General features: G+C 62.3%; 19 protein-coding genes. 12 read left to right on the top strand and 7 right to left on the bottom strand.

Annotated elements, in window-relative coordinates:
* Positions 1–67: 67 nt before the first annotated feature.
* The gene (gene trmL, locus ACIP02_RS01110) at positions 68–529 is read right to left on the bottom strand and encodes a tRNA (uridine(34)/cytosine(34)/5-carboxymethylaminomethyluridine(34)-2'-O)-methyltransferase TrmL (protein WP_012274606.1); all 462 of its coding nucleotides are present in this window, start codon (positions 527–529) and stop codon (positions 68–70) included.
* Here trmL and ACIP02_RS01105 point away from each other — a divergent pair.
* Entirely contained in the window at positions 528–965 is a 438-nt protein-coding gene (locus ACIP02_RS01105) for a hypothetical protein (protein ID WP_400612393.1), read from the top strand. The genes trmL and ACIP02_RS01105 overlap by 2 nt on opposite strands.
* A gap of 449 nt (positions 966–1,414) precedes the next feature.
* On the opposite strand, the gene ntrC is transcribed toward ACIP02_RS01105, so the two are convergent.
* The 4 genes from ntrC to glnA all read right to left on the bottom strand — a co-directional run bounded on the left by ntrC (position 1,415) and on the right by glnA (position 6,277).
* Positions 1,415–2,851 carry a nitrogen regulation protein NR(I) gene (gene ntrC, locus ACIP02_RS01100; protein WP_400612391.1) on the bottom strand — a complete coding sequence of 479 codons (1,437 nt, stop codon included), beginning with the start codon at positions 2,849–2,851 and terminating at the stop codon, positions 1,415–1,417.
* Positions 2,848–3,933, bottom strand: a complete 1,086-nt coding sequence (gene glnL / locus ACIP02_RS01095) for a nitrogen regulation protein NR(II) (RefSeq protein WP_400612389.1) — start codon at positions 3,931–3,933, stop codon at positions 2,848–2,850. Before glnL ends, ntrC begins: the two co-directional genes overlap by 4 nt.
* Positions 3,934–4,194: 261 nt before the next feature.
* Positions 4,195–4,722 carry a chorismate mutase gene (locus ACIP02_RS01090; protein WP_400612387.1) on the bottom strand — a complete coding sequence of 176 codons (528 nt, stop codon included), beginning with the start codon at positions 4,720–4,722 and terminating at the stop codon, positions 4,195–4,197.
* Between the two features lie 148 nt (positions 4,723–4,870).
* Entirely contained in the window at positions 4,871–6,277 is a 1,407-nt protein-coding gene (glnA, locus tag ACIP02_RS01085; RefSeq protein ID WP_201203582.1) for a type I glutamate--ammonia ligase, read from the bottom strand.
* A gap of 617 nt (positions 6,278–6,894) precedes the next feature.
* Between glnA and thiI the strand changes: the two genes are divergently transcribed.
* Positions 6,895–8,349, top strand: coding sequence for a tRNA uracil 4-sulfurtransferase ThiI (gene thiI / locus ACIP02_RS01080; protein WP_400612384.1), 1,455 nt, complete (start codon positions 6,895–6,897; stop codon positions 8,347–8,349).
* Between the two features lie 128 nt (positions 8,350–8,477).
* Positions 8,478–10,301 (top strand): translational GTPase TypA, encoded by a 1,824-nt coding sequence (gene typA / locus ACIP02_RS01075; RefSeq protein ID WP_086978644.1) that lies wholly within the window; start codon positions 8,478–8,480, stop codon positions 10,299–10,301.
* Positions 10,302–10,496: 195 nt separating this feature from the next.
* On the opposite strand, the gene ACIP02_RS01070 is transcribed toward typA, so the two are convergent.
* The gene (locus tag ACIP02_RS01070) at positions 10,497–10,901 is read right to left on the bottom strand and encodes a YkgJ family cysteine cluster protein (protein ID WP_003249225.1); all 405 of its coding nucleotides are present in this window, start codon (positions 10,899–10,901) and stop codon (positions 10,497–10,499) included.
* Positions 10,902–11,088: 187 nt separating this feature from the next.
* Here ACIP02_RS01070 and ACIP02_RS01065 point away from each other — a divergent pair, with 187 nt between their 5' ends.
* The 5 genes from ACIP02_RS01065 (at position 11,089) to ACIP02_RS01045 (ending at position 16,459) form a co-directional block, all read left to right on the top strand.
* A complete protein-coding gene (locus ACIP02_RS01065) occupies positions 11,089–13,539 on the top strand; it encodes a glycogen/starch/alpha-glucan phosphorylase (protein ID WP_400612381.1) in 2,451 nt (816 codons plus the stop codon).
* Positions 13,540–13,797: 258 nt separating this feature from the next.
* Positions 13,798–14,808 (top strand): class 1 fructose-bisphosphatase, encoded by a 1,011-nt coding sequence (locus ACIP02_RS01060; protein WP_110745120.1) that lies wholly within the window; start codon positions 13,798–13,800, stop codon positions 14,806–14,808.
* 3 nt (positions 14,809–14,811) lie between these two features.
* Entirely contained in the window at positions 14,812–15,408 is a 597-nt protein-coding gene (locus tag ACIP02_RS01055; RefSeq protein WP_400612379.1) for a DUF924 family protein, read from the top strand.
* A gap of 227 nt (positions 15,409–15,635) precedes the next feature.
* Entirely contained in the window at positions 15,636–15,890 is a 255-nt protein-coding gene (bamE, locus tag ACIP02_RS01050) for an outer membrane protein assembly factor BamE (RefSeq protein WP_003249234.1), read from the top strand.
* On the top strand, positions 15,887–16,459 hold the full coding sequence (locus ACIP02_RS01045; RefSeq protein ID WP_400612375.1) for a lipocalin family protein: 573 nt from the start codon (positions 15,887–15,889) through the stop codon (positions 16,457–16,459). The genes bamE and ACIP02_RS01045 overlap by 4 nt, the downstream gene beginning before the upstream one ends.
* A 115-nt stretch (positions 16,460–16,574) precedes the next feature.
* Here the strand turns inward: ACIP02_RS01045 and ACIP02_RS01040 are convergent, their stop codons facing one another.
* A complete protein-coding gene (locus ACIP02_RS01040) occupies positions 16,575–17,939 on the bottom strand; it encodes a formimidoylglutamate deiminase (protein WP_400612373.1) in 1,365 nt (454 codons plus the stop codon).
* A 145-nt stretch (positions 17,940–18,084) separates the two neighbouring features.
* Here ACIP02_RS01040 and hutC point away from each other — a divergent pair, with 145 nt between their 5' ends.
* The 4 genes from hutC (at position 18,085) to hutH (ending at position 23,101) form a co-directional block, all read left to right on the top strand.
* Positions 18,085–18,795, top strand: coding sequence for a histidine utilization repressor (hutC, locus tag ACIP02_RS01035; protein ID WP_400613232.1), 711 nt, complete (start codon positions 18,085–18,087; stop codon positions 18,793–18,795).
* Positions 18,792–19,364 (top strand): HutD family protein, encoded by a 573-nt coding sequence (locus ACIP02_RS01030; RefSeq protein WP_400612371.1) that lies wholly within the window; start codon positions 18,792–18,794, stop codon positions 19,362–19,364. The genes hutC and ACIP02_RS01030 overlap by 4 nt, the downstream gene beginning before the upstream one ends.
* A 423-nt stretch (positions 19,365–19,787) precedes the next feature.
* Positions 19,788–21,461 carry a urocanate hydratase gene (gene hutU, locus ACIP02_RS01025; RefSeq protein ID WP_400612369.1) on the top strand — a complete coding sequence of 558 codons (1,674 nt, stop codon included), beginning with the start codon at positions 19,788–19,790 and terminating at the stop codon, positions 21,459–21,461.
* A 107-nt stretch (positions 21,462–21,568) separates the two neighbouring features.
* Positions 21,569–23,101, top strand: coding sequence for a histidine ammonia-lyase (hutH, locus tag ACIP02_RS01020; protein WP_400612367.1), 1,533 nt, complete (start codon positions 21,569–21,571; stop codon positions 23,099–23,101).
* Positions 23,102–23,135 lie beyond the last annotated feature (34 nt).

The following is a 23,135-nucleotide window of genomic DNA, read 5'->3' as shown; positions in this document are numbered from 1 at the left end:
CCTACGCTGGGCGCTCGGTTCCTTGTAGGAGCGGGTTTACCCGCGAAGAGGCCAGCACAGGCGAAAATCAGCTCCCGGCAAACCCATTCTGCCGCCATGCCTCATACACCGTCACTGCCACGGTATTGGACAGGTTCAGGCTGCGGCACCCCGGCCGCATCGGCAGGCGCAAGCGCTGTTCGGCCGGCAGGCTGTCCAGCACCTCGGCCGGCAACCCACGGCTCTCCGGCCCAAACAGGAAGGCATCACCCGGCTGGTAGGCCACCTCATGGAACGGGTGCGAGCCCTTGGTGGTAAAGGCGAACAGCCGCGGGTTGCCCAGGCTTTCCAGGCATCCGGCCAGGCTCTCGTGGCGCTTGAGCGTGGCATACTCGTGGTAGTCCAGCCCCGCACGGCGCAGGCGCTTGTCGTCCAGTTCGAAGCTGATGGGTTCGATCAGGTGCAGGTGGCAGCCGCTGTTGGCGCACAGGCGAATGATGTTGCCGGTATTCGGCGGAATTTCTGGTTGAAAAAGGATGACGTGAAACATGCACGGCTCCAAGCGTGAAGATGACGGGCATTCTACCCCCGAACCGGACGTGCGTTCGAAGGCGATGCCGCGGATGATCCTGTCGCTGGCAATCGTCGGGGTGATGGTGGGGCTGATGATCGGCCGCCTGACCGCGCCCGAAGAGCGCGAGTTGCAGCAGGTGCAGGTTGTGCAGGACGGCCTGGCGCTGTGGTTCAACGAAGAGCCCAAGCTGCACGGCGAGAACGTGGAAGGTACGGTGGCGTTGCTGTTCCAGGCCCAGGGCAAGCCCCAGCAGGGGCAACTGAGCCTGCAAGGCAAACCGGTGAGCTGGCGTGTGCAGCACAGCAAGGAAGGGTTGTTGCTGACGGTGGTGGCCGCGCGCCCCCTGCGCGGCGAGTGGGCCGGTGCAGAGGACGCTGGGCGCTGGCGGGTGCAGGTGAAACTGCACGAATAAAAGAGGGGATATCCCGGCCTGCCTGTACCAGGGTCCCCGAAAGGGCTACGGCGTATTGCGTGTAAAGGGGGGATGGCCCGGCCTGCCTGTACCGAGGTCCCCGAAAGCGGCGGTGCTGCGAATAAAAGAGGGGTTCACCCGGCCTGCCTGTACCAGGGCCCCCGAAACTGGGTATGTATTAGCTATTGCAGGGGGCGTGCCAGTTTTGCAAAGCCCGGGATTATTGGGGTTTGAGGGGGTTTTGGCCGGGCTTTGAGGGGGTTTGTGCCTTGCTGAGGTGCAGTGAGCACGGGAACGGTGCGCGATATGGCTGAAATTCTTGGGGCCGCTTTGCGGCCCAATCGCGACACAAGGCCGCTCCTACAGGGGAACGCGAATTCCTGTAGGAGCGGCCTTGCGTCGCGAAGGGCTGCACAGCAGCCCCAAGGATCTTGCAGGCTTACTAGGAACTAGTGCTCATCACCTTCCTCTTCATCCCCCCCAGCCACATTCATCCCCAGCTCCTTGATCTTGCGCGTCAGGGTATTGCGCCCCCAGCCCAGCAGCAGCGCCGCATCACGCCGGCGCCCGGCAGTGTGCTTGAGCGCCGTCTCGATCATGATCCGCTCAAAGCTCGGCACGGCGCTGTCCAGCAGGTTGGTCTGCCCGCGCGCCAGCGCCTGGTCGGCCCATTGGCGCAGGGCCTGCTCCCAGTTGGTTACCGGCGCGGCGTCCTGGGGCAGGTTCAGCAGTTCAGGCGGCAGGTCGCCGATCAGCACTTCACGGCTGGAGGCCATCACGGTGATCCAGCGGCAGGTGTTTTCCATCTGCCGCACGTTACCCGGCCATGGCAGGTTGCGGATGAACTCTTCGGTTTCAGGCTTGAGAACTTTCGGCTCGACGGCCAGCTCCTGGGCTGCACGGGCAAGGAAGTGCCGGGCCAGTGCCGGGATGTCCTCGCGGCGGTCGGCCAGGCGCGGGATATGAATGCGGATCACGTTCAGGCGGTGGAACAAGTCCTCGCGGAACTTGCCGGCCTGCACCAGTGACTCGAGGTTCTGGTGCGTGGCGGCGATGATACGCACATCAACCTTGACCGGCACATGGCCGCCCACCCGGTAGAACTCGCCATCGGCCAGCACGCGCAGCAGGCGGGTCTGGGTGTCGGCAGGCATGTCACCGATTTCGTCGAGGAACAGCGTGCCGCCGTCGGCCTGTTCGAAACGGCCACGGCGCAGGTTGGCAGCGCCGGTGAAGGCGCCCTTTTCATGGCCGAACAGCTCGGATTCCATTAGGTCCTTAGGGATGGCAGCCATGTTCAGGGCAATGAACGGCGACGCCGCACGCGGGCTGTGGCGGTGCAAAGCGTGTGCTACCAGTTCTTTACCGGTACCCGACTCGCCATTGATCAGCACGGTGATGTTCGAGTGGCTAAGGCGACCGATGGCGCGGAACACCTCCTGCATGGCAGGGGCTTCGCCGATGATCTCCGGGGTGGCCGCCAGGCTCTGCGGTACATCCAGGCCCTGTTGCTCCTGGGAATGCTGATTGGCGCGCTTGACCAGCGACACCGCTTCGTCGACGTCGAATGGCTTTGGCAGGTACTCGAAGGCACCGCCCTGGTACGAGGCCACCGCACTGTCCAGGTCGGAATGCGCGGTCATGATGATCACCGGCAGGCGCGGGTGCTGTTCGCGAATCTGCGCCAGCAGGTCTAGGCCGCTGGCGCCCGGCATGCGAATGTCGGAAATGATCACGTCGGGCTGCTGGCGAGCCAGGCGGCCCATTACACCGTCTGCGCTGTCGAAGCTCTGGGTGGTCATGCCTTCCTGTTGCAGGGCTTTTTCCAGGACCCAGCGGATGGAGCGATCATCGTCGACGATCCATACGGTTTCACTTCGGCTCATGAGGCGGTGGCTCCTTGTTCCAGGGGCAGGTAGATCGAGAAGGCGGTGTGCCCTGCGTGGCTTTCACACTCGATCAGGCCCTGGTGCTGGCTGATGATGTTCTGGGTAATGGCCAGGCCCAGCCCGGTACCGTCCGGGCGGCCACTGACCATGGGATAGAAGAGGGTTTCCTGCAGTTCCGGCGGGATGCCCGGGCCGTTGTCGATGATTTCCACCCGGGCGACCAGGCGATGACGCACATGGCCGATGGTGAATTGGCGCAAGGCGCGGCTGCGCAGGGTGATGCGGCCCAGGCGCAGTTCATTCTGCGAACTGATCGCCTGCATGGCATTGCGCACGATGTTAAGTACCGCCTGGATCATCTGTTCGCGGTCGATCAGCACGTCTGGCAGGCTTGGGTCGTAGTCGCGCACCAAAGTGATGCAGCCTTGGCTTTCGGCCTCGACCAGGCTGCATACCCGCTCCAGCACTTCGTGAATATTGGTCATGGCCAGCGACGGCAGCTTGTTCGAACCGAGCATGCGGTCCACCAGGTTACGCAGGCGGTCGGCCTCTTCGATGATCACGTTGGTATAGTCGCGCAGGCCTTCTTCGGGCAGCTCGCGGGCCAGCAACTGGGCGGCGCCACGGATGCCCCCAAGGGGGTTCTTGATTTCGTGGGCCAGGCCGCGCACCAGCATCTTGGTGGTTTCCTGCTTGCTCAGCTGGGCCTCTTCCTTGGTGATGCGCAGCAGCCGGTCGCGTGGGTGTACCTCCAGCAACAGCAGGGTCTGGCCCTGGTGCAGGATTGGCGTTACCGCGTAGTCGACGGTGATGGTCTGCCCGGTCAGCGAGGTGAGCTGTGCTTCACGCTTGGTGAACGGGTGCGCCTGCTCGACGGCCTGGCGCAGCGAGCTGAGCGCCTCGGTCGATTCAGTGAACAGTTCGCTGATGAACTGCCCATGGCTGCGCTGGCCACTGACCGCCAGCAGCATTTCTGCAGCCGGATTCATGTATTCCAGGCGCAGCTCGGCATTGAGCAGCAACGTGGCGGTGGTCAGGTTGTCCAGAAGCAGACGGTGCTGTGCATCGCTGATGGTCATGAGCGTCGTTGACCTCTTTTGGCGCTTGTCTGGCAGGGGGCAGCCAGAACCGGGGCACGGTTAATCCGCTGATTCCAGTTTCCCTGTAGAAAATGCAAGAAACAAACCAAGGCTCCGAAAAGAAGCGGAATTGACCGATAAGCACCTGAAATTGTGCGGTTACGCACCAGAATGTGCTGGTTTAACGTTTCATGTGACCTTTTTTGGGCTGCATTGGAGGGCGCCCAACAGGTTAATGCACCAATATAGAGCATAGAGCGTTCAGGATTTATCGCACAGTTGCCCCGTGGCGCGAACCAGCGCCTGCGGCGCCTGCCTGCGGTCCAGTGCCTGGGCCAGCGCAGCGCTGCATGCAGTGGCAGGCAGTCGGTCAAACGCTGCCAGTTGTTGGAGCAGCACAACCTGCAGCTCATCCAGTTGCGGGCGGATCTGGCCTTGCAGGTCACGGCGTTGGGTGTGCGGGGCAACGCCCTTGCGAGACCAGTCGGAAAGTAATGTGTACTGCACCAGCTTGTTCGCTTCCATCTGATCGGCGAAGAACGCTTCGGCGCGCTGGGGCGCCAGGCCGTGGCCAGGCGCAGCTGCACGTACATTCGCCAGCACTTGCTGCTCGCGCATGGTTGCTTGCACCGGCTGGCCGTTGTCCCACTTGTGCAGCGCCACGGCTTCGGCCAAGGCGAGGCGACGTTCGATGCTGTCGAGCAGAGCGGTGAGTGCGGTATCGGGCGTTCGGTTTGCGGTGCAACCGGCGAGCGCCAGTACGACCAAGGCCAAAGGGAATTTACGCATGACAGACCTCCATAAAGTGAAGGCTCGAGTTTGGCGGTAGCTAAGGATGATTGGGGTAGGACGCTTCCGAAAGTGCGGCGACAGAAACGAAAACGGCCTCCCGAGGGAGGCCGTTTGATCAGGTCACCGGCGCAGGGCGCCGATCAGATCAGCAGCTGTAGTACAGCTCGTATTCCAGCGGGTGTACGAAGGTGCGCACCTTGATTTCTTCTTCGCTCTTCAGCTCGATGAAGGCGTCGATGAAGTCGTCGGAGAACACGCCGCCCTTGGTCAGGAACGCACGGCCTTTATCCAGTTCTTCCAGCGCTTCTTTCAGGCTGCCGCACACTTGCGGGATATTCTTGGCTTCTTCTGGCGGCAGGTCGTACAGGTTCTTGTCGGCCGCGTCGCCTGGGTGGATCTTGTTCTGGATGCCGTCCAGGCCAGCCATTAGCAGGGCCGCGAAGGCCAGGTACGGGTTGGCCGATGGGTCCGGGAAGCGCGCTTCGATACGGCGGGCTTTCGGGCTGCCGACGTAAGGAATACGGATCGAGGCAGAACGGTTGCGCGCCGAGTAGGCCAGCATTACCGGGGCTTCGAAGCCTGGGACCAGACGCTTGTACGAGTTGGTCGACGGGTTGGTGAAGCCGTTCAGAGCCTTACCGTGCTTGATGATACCGCCGATGAAGTACAGAGCAGTGTCGGACAGGCCGGCATAGCCTTCGCCGGAGAAGGTGTTCTTGCCTTCTTTCCAGATCGACATGTGTACGTGCATGCCCGAGCCGTTGTCGCCGTACAGTGGCTTCGGCATGAAGGTAGCGGTACGGCCGTAGGCGTCGGCAACGTTGTGCACGACGTATTTCAGCGCCTGTACTTCGTCAGCCTTCTTCACCAGGGTGTTGAACTTGACGCCGATTTCGTTCTGGCCGGCAGTCGCCACTTCGTGGTGGTGAACTTCAACGGTCTGGCCCATTTCTTCCAGTGCGTTGCACATGGCAGTACGGATTTCGTGGTCGTGGTCGAACGGCGGAACCGGGAAGTAGCCGCCTTTCACGCCTGGACGGTGGCCTTTGTTGCCGCCTTCCACGTCTGCGTCGGTCATCCACGAGCCTTGCTCGGAGAAGATCTTGAACATCGAACCGGAGATGTCCGATTTGAACTTCACTTCGTCGAAGATGAAGAACTCTGGCTCTGGGCCGGCGAATACGGTGTCACCGATGCCGGTGCTCTTCAGGTACTCTTCGGCGCGCTTGGCGATGGCGCGTGGGTCGCGATCGTAGCCCTGCATGCTCGACGGGTCGACGATGTCGCAGGTGATGATCAGGGTTGGTTCTTCGGTGAACGGGTCCAGGACGGCAGTGTCGTCGACCGGCATCAGGATCATGTCGGAGGCTTCGATGCCTTTCCAGCCAGCGATGGAGGAACCGTCGAACATCTTGCCGACTTCGAAGAAGTCTTCGTCCAGCGCATCACGCGACGGCATGGTCACGTGGTGCTGAATGCCTTTGGTGTCCGTGAAACGCAGATCAATCCACTTGACGTCATGATCTTTGATGAGTTGAACCGACTTCGACATGTTGTCCTCCGGATGGTCTAGAGCGCGGTGGGCCGCTGCCCTGGAAAAAGGGTGTTGCCGGGCGCGGATAGTCGGCCAAGCTTACCTGCCTCACAAGGGAGCAAATTGCATGCCAGTGCCCGAAAATGGCGAGGGCGAGATAAAAGGGGGCGTTTGCGGGCATTTTGTGGTGGGTTGCACCGGAAAAATGCACTCTTAGGATGCGGATTTTAGATTTGTCGCACCAATGTGGTGCATGTCTTGAGTTTTGTGGCGTTTGCGAGATCGAGCGCCGCCCGCGCGGCGCTTCGCGGGGCAAGCCCGCTCCCACATTTGTTTCGGGCCAATTATTCCTGTTTCCATTAGCGCGCGGCCCCTTGGTGTTCGACGCGATATCGAATGGGGCAAACAAGGATACGCGCGCCAATGGTGGCAGGAGAGACTGGCCCGAAACAAATGTGGGAGCGGGCTTGCCCCGCGAAGCGCCGCGCGGGCGGCGCTCGGTCTCCCAGGCGCCACAAAACCCGCCTCGTACATTTATCTGAAAGCTTCTGATCAAAAGTTGGTCAAATCCTGAGCAATTTCCGCTATAATTCGCGCCCCTCATTTTCGGCAGGCCCTGCGCGCGCTGTTAACCAATGAAACTTATCGTCAAAGTCTTCCCAGAAATCACCATCAAGAGCCGGCCGGTGCGCAAGCGCTTCATCCGCCAGCTCGGCAAGAACATCCGCAACGTGCTCAAGGACCTCGATCCTGAGCTCGCGGTCGACGGTGTCTGGGACAATCTCGAAGTGGTTACCCGCGTCGAAGACGAGAAAGTCCAGCGCGAGATGATCGAGCGCCTCACCTGCACCCCGGGTATCACCCATTTCCTGCAGGTTGACGAATACCCGCTGGGCGACTTCGACGACATCGTTGCCAAGTGCAAGCACCACTTCGGCCACCTGCTGGCCGGCAAGCGCTTCTCGGTACGCTGCAAGCGCGGTGGCCACCACGACTTCACCTCGATGGACGTCGACCGCTACGTCGGCAGCCAGCTGCGCCAGCAGTGCGGCGCCGCCGGCATCGACCTGAAGACGCCTGAAGTGGTGGTGCGCATGGAGATCCGCAACCAGCGCCTGTACGTGATCCACAACCAGCACAACGGCATCGGCGGCTACCCGCTGGGTGCCCTGGAGCAGACCCTGGTGCTGATGTCCGGTGGCTTCGACTCCACCGTGGCCGCCTACCAGATGATGCGTCGCGGCCTGATGACCCACTTTTGCTTCTTCAACCTCGGCGGCCGTGCCCACGAGCTGGGCGTGATGGAAGTGGCCCACTACCTGTGGAAAAAGTACGGCAGCAGCCAGCGCGTGCTGTTCATCAGCGTGCCGTTCGAAGAAGTGGTTGGCGAGATCCTCAACAAGGTCGACAACAGCTACATGGGCGTGACCCTCAAGCGCATGATGCTGCGCGGCGCCGCCCATATGGCCGACCGCCTGCAGATCGAGGCGCTGGTGACCGGCGAGGCGATTTCCCAGGTGTCCAGCCAGACCCTGCCGAACCTGTCGATCATCGATTCGGCCACCGACAAGCTGGTACTGCGCCCGCTGCTGGCCAGCCACAAACAGGACATCATCGACCAGGCTACCGAAATCGGCACCGCCGACTTCGCCAAGCACATGCCCGAATACTGCGGCGTGATCTCGGTGAACCCGACCACCCATGCCAAGCGTCACCGCATGGAGCACGAAGAAAAGCAGTTCGACATGGCCGTGCTGGAACGCGCCCTGGAGCGCGCCAAGTTCATTTCCATCGACCACGTGATCGATGAGCTGGGCAAGGACATCGAGATCGAAGAAGTGGCCGAAGCGTTGCCAGGCCAGATCGTCATCGACATCCGTCACCCCGATGCCCAGGAAGACGAACCTCTGGTGCTGGAAGGTATCGAAATCCAGGCCATGCCGTTCTATGCCATCAACAGCAAGTTCAAGCACCTGGACCCTACGCGCCAGTACTTGCTGTATTGCGACAAGGGTGTGATGAGCCGTTTGCACGCACACCACCTGCTCAGTGAGGGACATGCCAATGTGCGTGTTTATCGTCCGACATAAGACGCCGGGGCTGTATGGCGGCAGTATCCGCCATCGCCCTCCCGACCGCCGGGCCCGCTGAGCCTTAAACAGTACATATTCGCCGCCTACACTGGGCGGCAACCGAATCCTCTGATCGAGATACACTTGTGATCGAAAATCTGCGTAACATCGCCATCATCGCCCACGTTGACCATGGTAAAACCACCCTGGTCGACAAACTCCTGCGTCAGTCCGGCACCCTGGAGCGTAACGAGCTCAACGACGAGCGCGTCATGGACTCCAACGACCAGGAAAAAGAGCGCGGTATTACCATTCTGGCGAAAAACACCGCCATCAACTGGAACGGCTACCACATCAACATCGTCGACACCCCCGGCCACGCCGACTTCGGTGGCGAGGTTGAGCGTGTAATGTCGATGGTTGACTCGGTGCTGCTGCTGGTCGACGCCCAGGACGGCCCTATGCCGCAAACCCGCTTCGTGACCAAGAAGGCCTTCGAAGCCGGCCTGAAGCCAATCGTCGTGATCAACAAGGTTGACCGCCCGGGTGCGCGTCCTGACTGGGTTCTGGACCAGATCTTCGACCTGTTCGACAACCTCGGTGCCACCGACGAACAGCTGGACTTCAAAGTCGTCTACGCCTCGGCCCTGAACGGCATTGCCGGTCTGGACCACACCGAAATGGGCGAAGATATGACTGCCCTGTACCAGGCTGTCATCGACCACGTTCCAGCGCCAGCTGTTGACCGTGACGGCCCGTTCCAGATGCAGATCTCGGCACTGGACTACAACAGCTTCCTGGGTGTAATCGGCGTTGGCCGTATTGCCCGTGGCCGCATCAAGCCGAACACCCCGGTTGTTGCCATCGACGCCGACGGCAAGAAGCGTAACGGCCGTATCCTGAAGCTGATGGGTCACCACGGCCTGCACCGCGTTGACGTCGAAGAAGCCCAGGCTGGCGACATCGTCTGCATCAGCGGTTTCGACGAGCTGTTCATCTCCGACACCCTGTGCGACCCGACTGCCGTTGAGGCGATGAAGCCGCTGACCGTTGACGAGCCGACCGTTTCGATGACCTTCCAGGTCAACGACTCGCCGTTCTGCGGCAAGGAAGGCAAGTTCGTCACCAGCCGTAACATCAAGGACCGTCTGGACAAAGAGCTGCTGTACAACGTTGCCCTGCGCGTTGAAGAAACCGACTCCCCAGACAAGTTCAAGGTCTCGGGCCGTGGCGAGCTGCACCTGTCGGTACTGATCGAAACCATGCGTCGCGAAGGCTTCGAGCTGGCCCTGGGCCGCCCGGAAGTGATCATTCGTGAAGTCGACGGCGTCAAGCAAGAGCCGTTCGAAAACGTCACCATCGACATCCCTGAAGAATCCCAGGGCAAGGTCATGGAAGAGATGGGTCTGCGTAAAGGCGACCTGACCAACATGGTTCCGGATGGCAAGGGCCGTGTACGCCTGGAATACAACATCCCGGCGCGTGGTCTGATCGGTTTCCGTAACCAGTTCCTGACCCTGACCAACGGTGCAGGCATCCTGACCTCGATCTTCGATCGCTACGACACCGTGAAGTCCGGCCACATGTCCGGCCGTCAGAACGGCGTACTGGTTTCGGTCGAAACCGGCAAGGCGCTGACCTACTCGCTGGAAACCCTGCAGGCTCGCGGCAAGCTGTTCGTTGAACACGGCCAGGAGATCTACAACGGTCAGATCATCGGCCAGAACAGCCGCGACAACGACCTGGGCGTCAACCCGACCAAGGGCAAGAAGCTCGACAACATGCGTGCTTCGGGTAAAGACGAAGTCATCGCCCTGGTTCCACCTGTTCGCTTCACCCTGGAACAGGCTCTGGAATACATCCAGGAAGACGAGCTGTGCGAAGTAACGCCGAAGTCCATCCGTCTTCGCAAGAAGATCCTGGACGAAAGCGAGCGTACCCGCGCTGCCAAGAAAGCCAAGAACAGCTAAGTTAGTTCTGGCTGAATGAAAACGCCCCCGGTCGAAAGGCCGGGGGCGTTTTTTTTGCTTTGAGATTTTGGGGGCTGCTTTGCAGCCCATCGCGACACAAGGCCGCTCCTACAAGAGACCGCGATCCCCTGTAGGAGCGGCCTTGTGTCGCGATGGGCCGCAAAGCGGCCCCAAAATCTCAAACATAAAACATGATCAGCGCCCAACCACCTTGGGCTTGTAAGCACAATACCCCGGCCGCGGCCCGACCTTGGGGTGGTTGCGGCAGGTGTCCGGGCGCTTGTCATAAATGGTGCACAGCCGGCTTTTACGATCCAGGTACATGCAGTCATCGTTGCTCATCCGGGTCAGGGTGAAAATCCCCGACTTCTGGTTGAAGCGCTCGATGATGCCTTCTTTCTGCAGGCGCTTGGCCACATTCTTCGGCGGTTCGTCTTTTTCGAACTCATCGACCACGCCGATACGGATCAGATCCTTGATCTTCACCTCCACCGGCAGGGTGCAGCAGGTCGAATGGCAGCCATGGCACATGTTGCTGGTGTAGCGCTGCCAGGTCTCCAGGCGGTCGACTTCGGCCGCGGCAATCAGGGTCGTTTTCATCTTTATAGGGGGGTGAATCACGGTCTTGGGGCGCGCGATCATACCGGAATTGCTCAATTAATGAACAACCTTTTGACCGAATGCGCAAACGATCATGAAAACCACGAACCCAGGCTTTCGCTCCCGGTCGAAGCGTCTAGGCTGAACAATCTCCCTCCGCTTTCGTCAACTTGCCCGAGGATGCCGCATGTCCCAGGAACCTAAAGCTCGTGACGCCGAAGTCGCGGATTTTCGCGCTGCTGTACTGAACAAGCTGACCTACGCGGTCGGCAAGGACCCGGAGCACGCCTTCGACCACGACTGGTTCGAAGCCATTGCCCTGGCTGCACGCGATCACATGGTCGACCACTGGATGGACCACACCCGCCGGGCCTATCGACGCAGCCAGAAGCGGGTGTATTACCTTTCCCTGGAATTCCTTATCGGCCGCCTGCTCTACGACAGCCTGAGCAACCTGGGCCTGCTGGACATCGCCCGCGATGCGCTGGAAGGCCTGGACGTCGACCTGGAGCGTATCCGCCTGCTGGAACCGGATGCCGCGTTGGGCAACGGCGGCCTGGGGCGCTTGGCCGCGTGCTTCATGGAAAGCATGTCGACCCTGGGCATTGCCGCCCACGGTTACGGTATTCGCTATGAGCACGGTTTGTTCCGCCAGGCGGTGGTCGATGGCTGGCAGCAGGAGCAGACCGAGAACTGGCTGGACTTCGGCAACCCCTGGGAGTTCGAGCGCGCCGAGGTGATCTACCCGATCAGCTTTGGCGGCAGTGTCGAAACGCTCAGCGACAACCACGGGCAACAACGCCAGGTATGGACGCCTGGCGAGACTGTTCGCGCGGTTGCCTATGACACCCCGGTTGTCGGCTGGCGAGGCTCCAGCGTGAATACCTTGCGTTTGTGGCGCGCACGGGCCCTTGAAGAGCTGCACCTTGAGCGCTTCAATGCCGGCGACCACCTGGGGGCAGTTGCCGAAGTGGCACGGGCCGAGAGCATCTCGCGGGTGTTGTACCCCGCTGACAGCACCGAGGCCGGCCAGGAATTGCGCCTGCGCCAGGAGTACTTCTTCGTTTCGGCATCGCTGCAAGACTTGCTGCGCCGCCATTTGAACATGCACGACAACCTGCTCAACCTGCCGGACGCGGCGGCCATCCAGCTCAATGACACCCACCCGTCGATCGCCGTGGCCGAGTTGATGCGGCTGCTGGTCGACCAGCATGAAATACCTTGGGACACGGCCTGGGAGCTGACCGTCGGCACCCTGGCCTACACCAACCACACGCTGCTGCCCGAGGCCCTGGAAACCTGGCCGGTGGCACTGATGGAGCGCATGTTGCCGCGGCACATGCAGATCATCTACCTGATCAACGCCTATCACATCGACAGCCTGCGGGCCAAAGGCCTGCACGACTTCGACGTATTGCGGGCAGTGTCGCTGATCGAGGAGGACAACGGCCGCCGGGTGCGCATGGGTAACCTGGCGTTTCTCGGTTCGCACAGCGTCAACGGCGTCTCGGCGCTGCACAGCCAACTGATGAAAAGCACGGTGTTTGCCGAGCTGCACAAGCTGTACCCGCAGCGTATCAACAACAAGACCAACGGCATCACCTTCCGCCGTTGGCTGTACCAGGCCAACCCGCAGTTGACCGACATGCTCGTCGAAGCGCTGGGGCCAGATCTGAAGGACGACCCCGAAGGCCGTTTGGCCGGCCTGGTGCCGTTCGCCGACAAGGCCGGTTTCCGCAAGCAATTCGCCGCCCAGCGCCTGCACAGCAAGCGTGCCCTGGCCAGCATCATCCAGGACCGCATTGGCGTCACGGTCAACCCTGAAGCGCTGTTCGATGTGCAGGTCAAGCGCATCCACGAGTACAAACGCCAGCTACTCAACCTGTTGCACACCGTGGCGCTGTACCAGGCCATGCGCAACGACCCGAGCACCCGCTGGGTGCCACGGGTGAAGATTTTCGCCGGCAAGGCTGCGGCCAGTTACCACCAGGCCAAGCTGATCATCAAGCTGGCCAACGACATCGCCCGGGTGGTGAACAACGACCCGACCGTGCGTGGCCTGCTCAAGGTGGTGTTCCTGCCCAACTACAACGTCAGCCTGGCCGAGAGCATCATCCCGGCGGCCGACCTGTCCGAGCAGATTTCAACCGCCGGCTATGAAGCCTCCGGTACCAGCAACATGAAGTTCGGCCTTAACGGCGCGCTGACCATCGGCACCCTGGATGGCGCTAACGTGGAGATGTGCGAGCAGGTGGGGGCCGACAACATGTTCATCTTTGGCCTCACGGCGCAGCAGGTGGAGGCACGGCGCAAGGCTGGGGACTTCGGTGCCAATGCGGCCATTGCGGCCTCCAGCCGCCTGGGCGATGTGCTGCAGGCGATTCGCAGCGGGGTGTTCTCGCCGGACGACCCGTCGCGCTACACCGGCCTGATCGACGGGCTGGTGGCGTATGACCGCTTCCTGGTGTGCGCCGACTTCGATGCCTATTGGGATGCCCAGCGCCGCGTCGAGGAACTGTGGCATACGCCGCAGGAGTGGTGGCGCATGGCGGTGCTGAATACGGCGCGGATGGGCTGGTTCTCGTCGGACCGGACCATTCGCGAGTATGCGACCGAAATCTGGAAGGCGTTGGATTGAGGTAGGCCTGTGCTGGCCTATTCGCGGGTAAACCCGCTCCTACAAAGGACTGCACAGCTGTCAAGGCCAGTGGAGAACTCTGTGGGAGCGGGTTCACCCGCGAATGGGGCCGACTCCGACCACCGGCCTGGCGCGCGCTGAACTACCGACCTATTGTGCCGTCTGAGAGCCGTGGCGAGTCTCATCACTCGCTAGCCTGCAACTCTCCCTGTAAACTGCGGGGGTTTTTTATCTCCCCCCATCCATTCGGAGCCATACATGTCCCGCGTTACCCTGAGTCGCTATCTGATTGAGCAGACCCGCAGCAACAATACCCCTGCCGATCTGCGCTTCCTGATCGAAGTGGTGGCGCGTGCGTGCAAGGAAATCAGCCATCACGTGTCCAAAGGCGCCCTCGGTGGTGTACTGGGCAGCATGGGCACTGAAAACGTGCAGGGCGAAGTCCAGAAGAAGCTGGACGTGATTTCCAACGACATCCTGCTGGAAGCCAACGAGTGGGGCGGCCACCTGGCCGGCATGGCGTCCGAAGAAATGGACAATGCCTACCAGATCCCGGGCAAGTACCCGAAAGGCGCCTACCTGCTGGTCTTCGACCCACTGGACGGTTCGTCGAACATCGACGTCAACGTGTCGGTCGGCACCATCTTCTCGGTCCTGCGTTGCCCTAACGAGTACCTGAGCCAGAACGAAACCCTGAACGAAAACGCCTTCCTGCAGCCAGGCACCCAGCAGGTCGCCGCCGGTTACGCCATCTACGGCCCGCAGACCATGCTGATCCTGACCCTGGGCAATGGCGTCAAGGGCTTCACCCTGGACCGCGAACTGGGTAGCTTCGTGCTGACCCACGAAAACATCCGCGTGCCGGAAACCACCGCCGAGTTCGCCATCAACATGTCCAACCAGCGCCACTGGGAAGCCCCGGTACAGCGCTACGTGGGCGAACTGCTGGCTGGCGAGACCGGCCCGCTGAAGAAGAACTACAACATGCGCTGGATCGCCTCGATGGTGGCCGACGTGCATCGCATCCTGACCCGTGGCGGCCTGTTCATGTACCCACGTGACGCCCGTGAACCTAGCAAACCGGGCAAGCTGCGCCTGATGTACGAAGCCAACCCGATGTCGTTCATCATCGAACAGGCCGGCGGCGCCTCTACCGACGGTTACAATCGCATCCTCGACATCAAGCCAGAAGGCCTGCACCAGCGTGTGGCGGTCTTCCTCGGTTCGAAGGAAGAGGTAGAGCGCGCAACCGCGTACCACAAGGAGTAAGTCATGCTCGCACCTTGGCAGCCGTTGCTGGAGTGGTGGTTCGGTTGGGGCACCAGTGCCCAGGCCGTGGCTGACGAGAAGAGCACGCTGTGGTTCGGCAAGCATCACGATGCCGACGCCCAGGCGCTGTTCGGCGACCTGATGGAGCACGCCCTGGCGGGTGGGCTCGAGGATTGGCAGCAGAGCCCGCAGGGCTGGCTTGGTTTGCTGATCCTGCTGGACCAGTTGCCGCGCATGATCCACCGCGATACGCCGCGCGCCTTCGAGGGCGACCGGCGTGCCCAGGTGGTGGCCATGCAGGGCCTGCAGAAGGGCTGGGACTACCAGCTGCTGCCGATCCAGCGGGTATTCGTGCTGCTGGTGCTGGAGCATGCCGAGGTGCTGGACTGGCAGAACCTGTGCGTCGAGCGCTACCAGACTCTGCTGGAAGAACAGCCCGAGGCCAACCGCCGGCTGTTCGAAGGCTTCCTCGACTATGCCGAGCAGCACCAGCGGGTGATTGCCCGGTTCGGGCGCTTCCCGCACCGCAACCTGGTGCTGGAGCGGCCGAGTACCAGTGATGAGATGGACTTTTTGCTGGAGCCTGGGTCGAGGTTCTGACTGCCAAAGGGCCTGCTGTGCAGGCCATCGCGACGCAAGGCCGCTCCTACAGGGGGCGGCTTTTTTATTGGAGGGTGATTAATACTTTGTGATTAATCGCACAGTAGTGGCCATCCGACCAACGGTGTAGCGGCAAAGGGGGGAGGGCAGGGAACCCGGGAGGGATTTTCGCGTCGAAGGTCACTGCAGGCCACTCGCCTGTTTTCACCTCTCCAGGAGTGTCCTTCATGTCGTTGCGTTCCCTCGCCCTGTTGTCGCTGTGCGTCGTCCTGACTGCCTGCAGCAAGATCAACCAGGAAAACTATTCCAAGATCAAGGCCGGTATGAACAAGGCCGAGGTCGAGCAGCTGCTCGGTACGCCGACCGAGTGCTCTGGCGCGCTGGGCATGAGCAGCTGCACCTGGGGGGACGAGAAGAGCTTCATCAGCGTGCAGTACGCAGCTGACAAGGTGCTGATGTATTCAGGGCAGGGCCTCAAATGAGGCGTGCATTCCTGCTGATGGGGGTATGCCTGGCATTGCTGCTGGGCGGTTGTGCAGGCTCCATGCACGACCCACTGGCGCCGAAAACCGCCGGTAATGTCGACCTCAAGCGCTACCAGGGCAAATGGTACGAGCTGGCGCGCCTGCCGATGCGCTTCCAGGAGGGCTGCGAACAGTCCGAAGCCCATTACAACCTCAAGCCTGATGGCAGCTATGGTGTGCTCAACCGCTGCCGAACCATGGGTGACGAATGGCTGCGCGCAGAAGGGCATGCAAACATCCAGGAGCCTGGGCACACCGACAAGCTGTGGGTCGAGTTCGATAACTGGTTCACCAAGCTGGTGCCGGGCGTGGCCCGGGGTGAGTACTGGATTTTGTATGTGGATGATCGCTACCGCACGGCCATCGTCGGTAGCCCGGACCGCAAGTACCTGTGGATTCTGTCGCGTACCCCGACGCTGCCGGCGTGGGAGCGCGAGAACCTGCTGTCCAGGGCGCGGCAGCAGGGCTATGACACCAGTCGCTTGATCTGGCGGGCTTCGGACCAGCAGATCGTCAAGATGCACTAGTCCTGGGGCCTGCTGCGCAGGCCATCGCGACACAAGGCCGCTCCTACAGGCGATCGCGGTCCCCTGTAGGAGCGGCCTTGTGTCGCGAAAGGGCTGCAAAGCAGCCCCAATGCACCTACCCCAACAGCTGGCGCAATACCTCGGCAAACGCCAACCGGCTTTGCTCTTCCTGCGCATGCCGCCCCTGGCGCACCACCCACTGCCCGTTCACCATCACATCGCGCACCTGGCGATCACCCCCGGCAAACAGCCAGCGGTTGAGAATGGCATCGCCATCCGCCATGGCGATATAAGGATCTTGCCCATCAAGCACCAGCCAGTCGGCACGTTTGCCCACGGCCAGCTCCCCGACCGCCTGCCCCAGCGCCTGCGCACCTCCCGCCAGCGCGGCGTCATACAGCGTACGCCCGACCATCGGCTGGTCGCCGCGATACAGGCGGTTGCGCCGCTGGTCCCGCAGCCGTTGGCCATACTCCAGCCAGCGCAGTTCTTCCACCACACTCAGCGACACATGGCTGTCCGAGCCAATGCCCATGCGCCCACCCTGCGCCAGGAAGTCCACTGCCGGGAATATCCCGTCGCCCAGGTTGGCTTCAGTGGTCAGGCATAGCCCGGCCACCGCACCGCTGCGGGCCATGGCCGTCACTTCATCCGCCTCGGCATGGGTGGCGTGCACCAGGCACCAGCGCCGGTCCACGTCCACGTGCTCATATAGCCACTGCAGCGGGCGTAGGCCGCTCCAGGCCAGGCAGTCGTCGACTTCCTTCTGCTGTTCGGCAATGTGGATATGCACCGGGCACTGTCTGTCGCTGGCGGCCAGCACTTCGGCGATTTGCCCGGGCGTCACCGCCCGCAGCGAGTGGAAGCACAAGCCCAACTGCTGTGCCGGTTGCGCGGCCAGCAGCGGGGCGAGTTGCGCTTGCAACTGCAGGTACTGTTCGGTGGCGTTGATGAAGCGCCGCTGCCCATCATTCGGCGCCTGGCCGCCGAAGCCGGCATGGCTGTACAGCACCGGCAGCAAGGTCAGGCCAATGCCGCTGTCGACCGCCGCCGCACTGATGCGGCGCGACAGCTCGGCCGGATCGGCGTAGCGCTGGCCGGCCTGGTCGTGGTGCACGTAATGGAATTCGGCGACCGAGGTGTAGCCGGCCTTGAGCATTTCGATGTAAAGCTGGCGGGCGATGACCTGTAGCTGGTCCGGGCTGATCTGCCCGACCAGGCGGTACATCAGGTCGCGCCAGGTCCAGAAGCTGTCGTTGGGGTTGCCGGCAATTTCCGCCAGGCCCGCCATCGCGCGCTGGAAGGCATGAGAGTGCAGGTTGGGCATGCCGGGCAGCAGCGGGCCAGCCAGGCGCTCGGCGCCTTCAGCCGAGGCGCCGGGCTCGATACTGGCCACATGGCCATCGCTGGCGACCTCGATGCGGACATGGCTGGCCCAGCCGGTGGGCAGCAGGGCGCGTTCGGCAAAGTAGGCGGACATCGGTGCAAATCCTGTTATTGTTAACTTGTATATACATATACAGCCGTTTGCCTGCCGGGTAAACTGCGGCAAGCTACCGCTCATTCCATTTGCACAAGGATTCACCGCCGTGCCGACACCTCCTGTCTCCGCGCTGGTTGCCCAGATGGGCGAGGGCCCGGCGCCGCTGTACGCCCGGGTCAAACAGATGATCATCCAGCAGATCGACAACGGCAGCTGGCCGCCGCATCACCGGGTACCCTCTGAGAGCGAGCTGGTCAACCAGTTGGGCTTCAGCCGCATGACCATCAACCGCGCCCTGCGCGAACTCACCGCCGAAGGCCTGCTGGTGCGCATGCAAGGTGTGGGTACCTTCGTCGCCGAGCCCAAGGGCCGTTCGGCGTTGTTCGAAGTCAACAACATTGCCGACGAGATTGCCGCGCGCGGCCACCAGCATAGCTGCCAGGTGATCACCCTTACCGAGGAAGCGGCCGGCTCCGAACGCGCCCTGGCCCTGGATATGCGCGAAGGCCAGCGGGTGTTCCATTCGCTGATCGTGCATTTTGAGAACGGCGTGCCGGTGCAGATCGAGGACCGCTACGTCAATGCGGCGATTGCCCCCGACTACCTCAAGCAGGACTTTACCCGGCAGACGCCTTACGCCTACCTGTCCCAGGTGGCGCCGCTGACCGAGGGCGAGCACGTGGTCGAAGCGATCCTGGCCGAGCCGGATGAATGCAGCCTGCTGCAGATAGAGCGGGGCGAACCATGCCTGTTGATCCGCCGTCGTACCTGGTCCGGCCGCCAGCCGGTAACTGCTGCGCGGTTGATTCACCCCGGTTCCCGTCATCGTCTGGAAGGACGTTTCAGTAAATGAGCCAGTTGCAGTTGTTGCGTGCGCAGGACTACCCGCGCATGCCGTGGAAGAACGGTGGCGGTTTCACCGAAGAAATTACCCGCGACAATGGCGAGGGCCTGGACGGCTTTGGCTGGCGTCTATCGATTGCCGATATCGAGGAGTCGGGCGGCTTTTCCACCTTTGCCGGCTACCAGCGGATCATCACCGTGCTGCAGGGCGACGGCATGCGCCTGCAGGTCGACGGCCAGGCCAGCCGGCCGTTGCTGCCGTTCGATGCCTTTGCCTTCAGTGGCGAAAGCCAGGTCAGTTGCAAGCTGCTGGGCGGGGCGATTCGCGATTTCAATCTGATCTATGCGCCGCAACGCTATCGGGCGCGGTTGCAATGGCTGGATGGTACCAGCCGGGTGTATAGCTCGGCGTCGACGGTGCTGTTGTTTGCTGCGGGCAATCAGGTCGAGGTGGGCATGGCCGGGCGTGAGGCACAGCGGCTGGGCTTGTATGATTGCCTGCGGCTGGAAGGCAACGATGCGTTGCTGGGGCTGGATGTGCAGGGGCGGTGTTGCCTGATCGAGCTGGTTGGGCGCTGAGGGTTCGGCTTTAGGTTTTTGTCGCCTGTGAGATCGAGCGCCGCCCGCGCGGCGCTTCGCGGCGCAAGGCCGCTCCCACATCTGTTTCGGGCCAAGCAGTCCTGTGGGCTCACCTCTGTCCGCCCTGTTTGTCCCCTTCGATACCGGCTGCGCCGCTGCTCTTCAGCAATCTCCAGCCATGCACCCAGGATGCGCGCGCCAAAGGCACAGGAATAACTGGCCCGAAACAAATGTGGGAGCGGCCTTGCGCCGCGAAGCGCCGCGCGGGCGGCGCTCGATCTATGCACCATCACAAAACTCAAGCCATTCAGCGGATCGGTCCAACTATTTTGGTTGTCCATGCTTGTACATACAAGTAAAGGTGTGTTTGTATATTGACCACGACATACCCCCGCCCGCGGACGACCGCAGAGGACTTTTCCCGTGACCGACAACAACAAATACCGTGACGTTGAAATCCGTGCCCCACGTGGCAACAAGCTGACCGCCAAAAGCTGGCTGACCGAAGCGCCACTGCGCATGCTGATGAACAACCTCGACCCGCAGGTCGCGGAGAACCCGAAAGAACTGGTGGTGTACGGCGGTATCGGCCGCGCAGCGCGCAACTGGGCCTGCTACGACAAGATCGTTGAAACCCTGACCCGCCTGGAAGACGACGAAACCCTGCTGGTGCAGTCGGGCAAGCCGGTCGGCGTGTTCAAGACCCACAGCAACGCCCCACGCGTGCTGATCGCCAACTCCAACCTGGTGCCGCACTGGGCCAATTGGGAGCACTTCAACGAACTGGACGCCAAGGGCCTGGCCATGTACGGCCAGATGACCGCCGGCAGCTGGATCTACATCGGCAGCCAAGGCATCGTCCAGGGTACCTATGAAACCTTCGTCGAAGCCGGTCGCCAGCACTACGGCGGCAGCCTGAAAGGCAAGTGGGTACTCACCGCTGGCCTGGGCGGCATGGGCGGTGCACAGCCACTGGCCGCTACCCTGGCCGGCGCCTGCTCGCTGAACATCGAATGCCAACAAAGCCGTATCGAATTCCGCCTGGAAACCCGCTACGTCGACGAACAGGCCACTGACCTGGACGACGCCTTGGCGCGCATCGCCAAGTACACCGCTGAAGGCAAGGCCATTTCCATCGCCCTGCACGGCAACGCCGCCGAAATTCTGCCAGAGCTGGTCAAGCGTGGCGTGCGCCCGGACATGGTCACCGACCAGACCAGCGCCCACGACCCCCTGAACGGCTACCTGCCCGCCGGCTGGACCTGGGAACAGTACCGCGACCGCGCCCAGACCGAGCCGGCTGCCGTGGTCAAGGCCGCCAAGCAGTCGATGGCCGTACACGTGCAGGCCATGCTCGACTTCCAGAAGCAGGGCATCCCGACCTTCGACTACGGCAACAACATCCGCCAGATGGCCAAGGAAGAGGGCGTGGCCAACGCCTTCGACTTCCCAGGCTTCGTCCCGGCCTACATTCGCCCGCTGTTCTGCCGCGGCATCGGCCCGTTCCGCTGGGCGGCGCTGTCGGGTGAAGCCGAAGACATCTACAAGACCGACGCCAAGGTCAAGGAACTGATCCCGGACGACGCCCACCTGCACCGCTGGTTGGACATGGCCCGCGAGCGCATCAGCTTCCAGGGCCTGCCAGCCCGTATCTGCTGGGTTGGCCTGGGCCTGCGCGCCAAGCTCGGCCTGGCCTTCAACGAAATGGTCCGCAGTGGCGAGCTGTCGGCGCCGGTCGTTATCGGTCGTGACCACCTGGACTCCGGTTCGGTCTCCAGCCCCAACCGCGAAACCGAAGCCATGCGTGATGGTTCCGATGCCGTCTCCGACTGGCCGCTGCTCAACGCCCTGCTGAACACCGCAGGCGGCGCCACTTGGGTGTCGCTGCACCATGGTGGTGGTGTAGGCATGGGCTTCTCCCAGCACTCGGGCATGGTCATCGTCTGCGACGGTACCGATGAAGCCGCCGAGCGTATCGCCCGCGTGCTGACCAACGACCCAGGCACTGGCGTAATGCGCCACGCTGATGCCGGTTACGACATTGCCATCGACTGCGCCAAGGAGCAGGGCCTGGACCTGCCAATGATCACTGGCTGATCGCCACGCTTTGGCTCGCACCCCGCGAGGGGTGATACTGAACAACAAGAAAGAGCGCGCAGGCACCTCACAACGGGCCTGCGGCTCCACGCGATTGGAGTAGTAACGTGACCGAACTCACCCTCAAGCCCGGCACCCTGACCCTGGCCCAGCTGCGCGCGATCCACGCCGCGCCCGTGCGCCTGCAGCTGGACGCCAGCGCCGACCAGCCGATCAACGACAGCGTTGCCTGCGTCGAGCAGATCCTGGCCGAAGACCGCACCGCCTACGGCATCAACACCGGTTTCGGCCTGCTGGCCTCGACCCGCATCGCCAGCCACGACCTGGAAAACCTGCAGCGCTCGCTGGTGCTGTCCCACGCCGCCGGTGTTGGCGCGCCGCTGGATGACGACCTGGTGCGCCTGATCATGGTGCTGAAGATCAACAGCCTCAGCCGCGGCTTCTCCGGCATCCGCCGTAAAGTCATCGACGCGCTGACCGCCCTGGTCAACGCTGAGGTCTACCCGCACATTCCGCTCAAGGGCTCGGTTGGCGCCTCGGGCGACCTCGCGCCACTGGCGCACATGTCGCTGGTACTGCTGGGTGAAAGCAAGGCCCGTTACAAAGGCCAATGGCTGCCGGCCAGCGAAGCGCTGGCGATTGCCGGCCTCGAGCCACTGACCCTGGCTGCCAAAGAGGGCCTGGCCCTGCTCAACGGTACCCAGGCTTCCACAGCCTACGCCCTGCGTGGCCTGTTCCAGGCCGAAGACCTTTACGCTGCCGCCATTGCCTGTGGTGGCCTGACCGTCGAAGCCGCGCTGGGCTCGCGTTCGCCGTTCGATGCCCGCGTGCATGCCGTGCGTGGCCAGCGCGGCCAGATCGACACCGCTGCCTGCTTCCGCGACCTGCTGGGCGACTCCAGCGAAGTGTCGCTGTCGCACAAGAACTGCGACAAGGTCCAGGACCCGTACTCGCTGCGTTGCCAGCCACAAGTCATGGGCGCTTGTCTGACCCAGCTGCGCCAGGCTGCCGAGGTACTGGGCATCGAAGCCAACGCCGTGTCCGACAACCCGCTGGTGTTCGCTGCCGAAGGTGACGTGATTTCCGGTGGTAACTTCCACGCCGAACCGGTGGCCATGGCCGCCGACAACATCGCCCTGGCCATCGCCGAAATCGGCTCGCTGAGCGAGCGCCGCATCTCGCTGATGATGGACAAGCACATGTCCCAGCTGCCGCCGTTCCTGGTGGAAAACGGCGGGGTCAACTCCGGCTTCATGATCGCCCAGGTTACCGCTGCCGCCCTGGCCAGCGAAAACAAGGCCCTGTCGCACCCGCACAGCGTCGACAGCCTGCCGACCTCGGCCAACCAGGAAGACCACGTGTCCATGGCCCCGGCTGCCGGCAAGCGCCTGTGGGAAATGGCCGAGAACACCCGTGGCGTGCTGGCCATTGAATGGCTGGGTGCCTGCCAGGGCCTCGACCTGCGCAAAGGCTTGAAGACTTCGGCCAAGCTGGAGCAGGCGCGCAAGGCCCTGCGCAGCGAAGTACCGCATTACGACCGTGACCGTTTCTTTGCGCCGGACATCGAAAAGGCCGTGGAACTGTTGGCCAAGGGTAGCCTGACCGGCCTGCTGCCGGCGGGTGTGCTGCCAAGCCTGTGATGCCCCTGGGGTCGCTATGCGGCCCTTTCGCGAC

The organism is Pseudomonas sp. NPDC089408, from assembly GCF_044749445.1.
Taxonomy (GTDB): Bacteria; Pseudomonadota; Gammaproteobacteria; order Pseudomonadales; family Pseudomonadaceae; genus Aquipseudomonas.
This window is presented reverse-complemented; position numbering and strand designations above follow the sequence as displayed.

What these genes read in the sequence shown, in the direction of transcription:
- hutC (WP_400613232.1), top strand. Translation starts at nt 18,085, where the DNA reads ATGGGCGAGGGCCCGGCGCCGCTGTACGCCCGGGTCAAACAGATGATC.
- ACIP02_RS01030 (WP_400612371.1), top strand. Translation starts at nt 18,792, where the DNA reads ATGAGCCAGTTGCAGTTGTTGCGTGCGCAGGACTACCCGCGCATGCCG.
- ACIP02_RS01055 (WP_400612379.1), top strand. Translation starts at nt 14,812, where the DNA reads ATGCTCGCACCTTGGCAGCCGTTGCTGGAGTGGTGGTTCGGTTGGGGC.
- ACIP02_RS01060 (WP_110745120.1), top strand. Translation starts at nt 13,798, where the DNA reads ATGTCCCGCGTTACCCTGAGTCGCTATCTGATTGAGCAGACCCGCAGC.
- bamE (WP_003249234.1), top strand. Translation starts at nt 15,636, where the DNA reads ATGTCGTTGCGTTCCCTCGCCCTGTTGTCGCTGTGCGTCGTCCTGACT.
- trmL (WP_012274606.1), bottom strand. Translation starts at nt 529, where the DNA reads ATGTTTCACGTCATCCTTTTTCAACCAGAAATTCCGCCGAATACCGGC.
- ACIP02_RS01070 (WP_003249225.1), bottom strand. Translation starts at nt 10,901, where the DNA reads ATGAAAACGACCCTGATTGCCGCGGCCGAAGTCGACCGCCTGGAGACC.
- ACIP02_RS01065 (WP_400612381.1), top strand. Translation starts at nt 11,089, where the DNA reads ATGTCCCAGGAACCTAAAGCTCGTGACGCCGAAGTCGCGGATTTTCGC.
- ACIP02_RS01105 (WP_400612393.1), top strand. Translation starts at nt 528, where the DNA reads ATGCACGGCTCCAAGCGTGAAGATGACGGGCATTCTACCCCCGAACCG.
- ACIP02_RS01045 (WP_400612375.1), top strand. Translation starts at nt 15,887, where the DNA reads ATGAGGCGTGCATTCCTGCTGATGGGGGTATGCCTGGCATTGCTGCTG.
- thiI (WP_400612384.1), top strand. Translation starts at nt 6,895, where the DNA reads ATGAAACTTATCGTCAAAGTCTTCCCAGAAATCACCATCAAGAGCCGG.
- glnA (WP_201203582.1), bottom strand. Translation starts at nt 6,277, where the DNA reads ATGTCGAAGTCGGTTCAACTCATCAAAGATCATGACGTCAAGTGGATT.
- glnL (WP_400612389.1), bottom strand. Translation starts at nt 3,933, where the DNA reads ATGACCATCAGCGATGCACAGCACCGTCTGCTTCTGGACAACCTGACC.
- ACIP02_RS01090 (WP_400612387.1), bottom strand. Translation starts at nt 4,722, where the DNA reads ATGCGTAAATTCCCTTTGGCCTTGGTCGTACTGGCGCTCGCCGGTTGC.
- ACIP02_RS01040 (WP_400612373.1), bottom strand. Translation starts at nt 17,939, where the DNA reads ATGTCCGCCTACTTTGCCGAACGCGCCCTGCTGCCCACCGGCTGGGCC.
- ntrC (WP_400612391.1), bottom strand. Translation starts at nt 2,851, where the DNA reads ATGAGCCGAAGTGAAACCGTATGGATCGTCGACGATGATCGCTCCATC.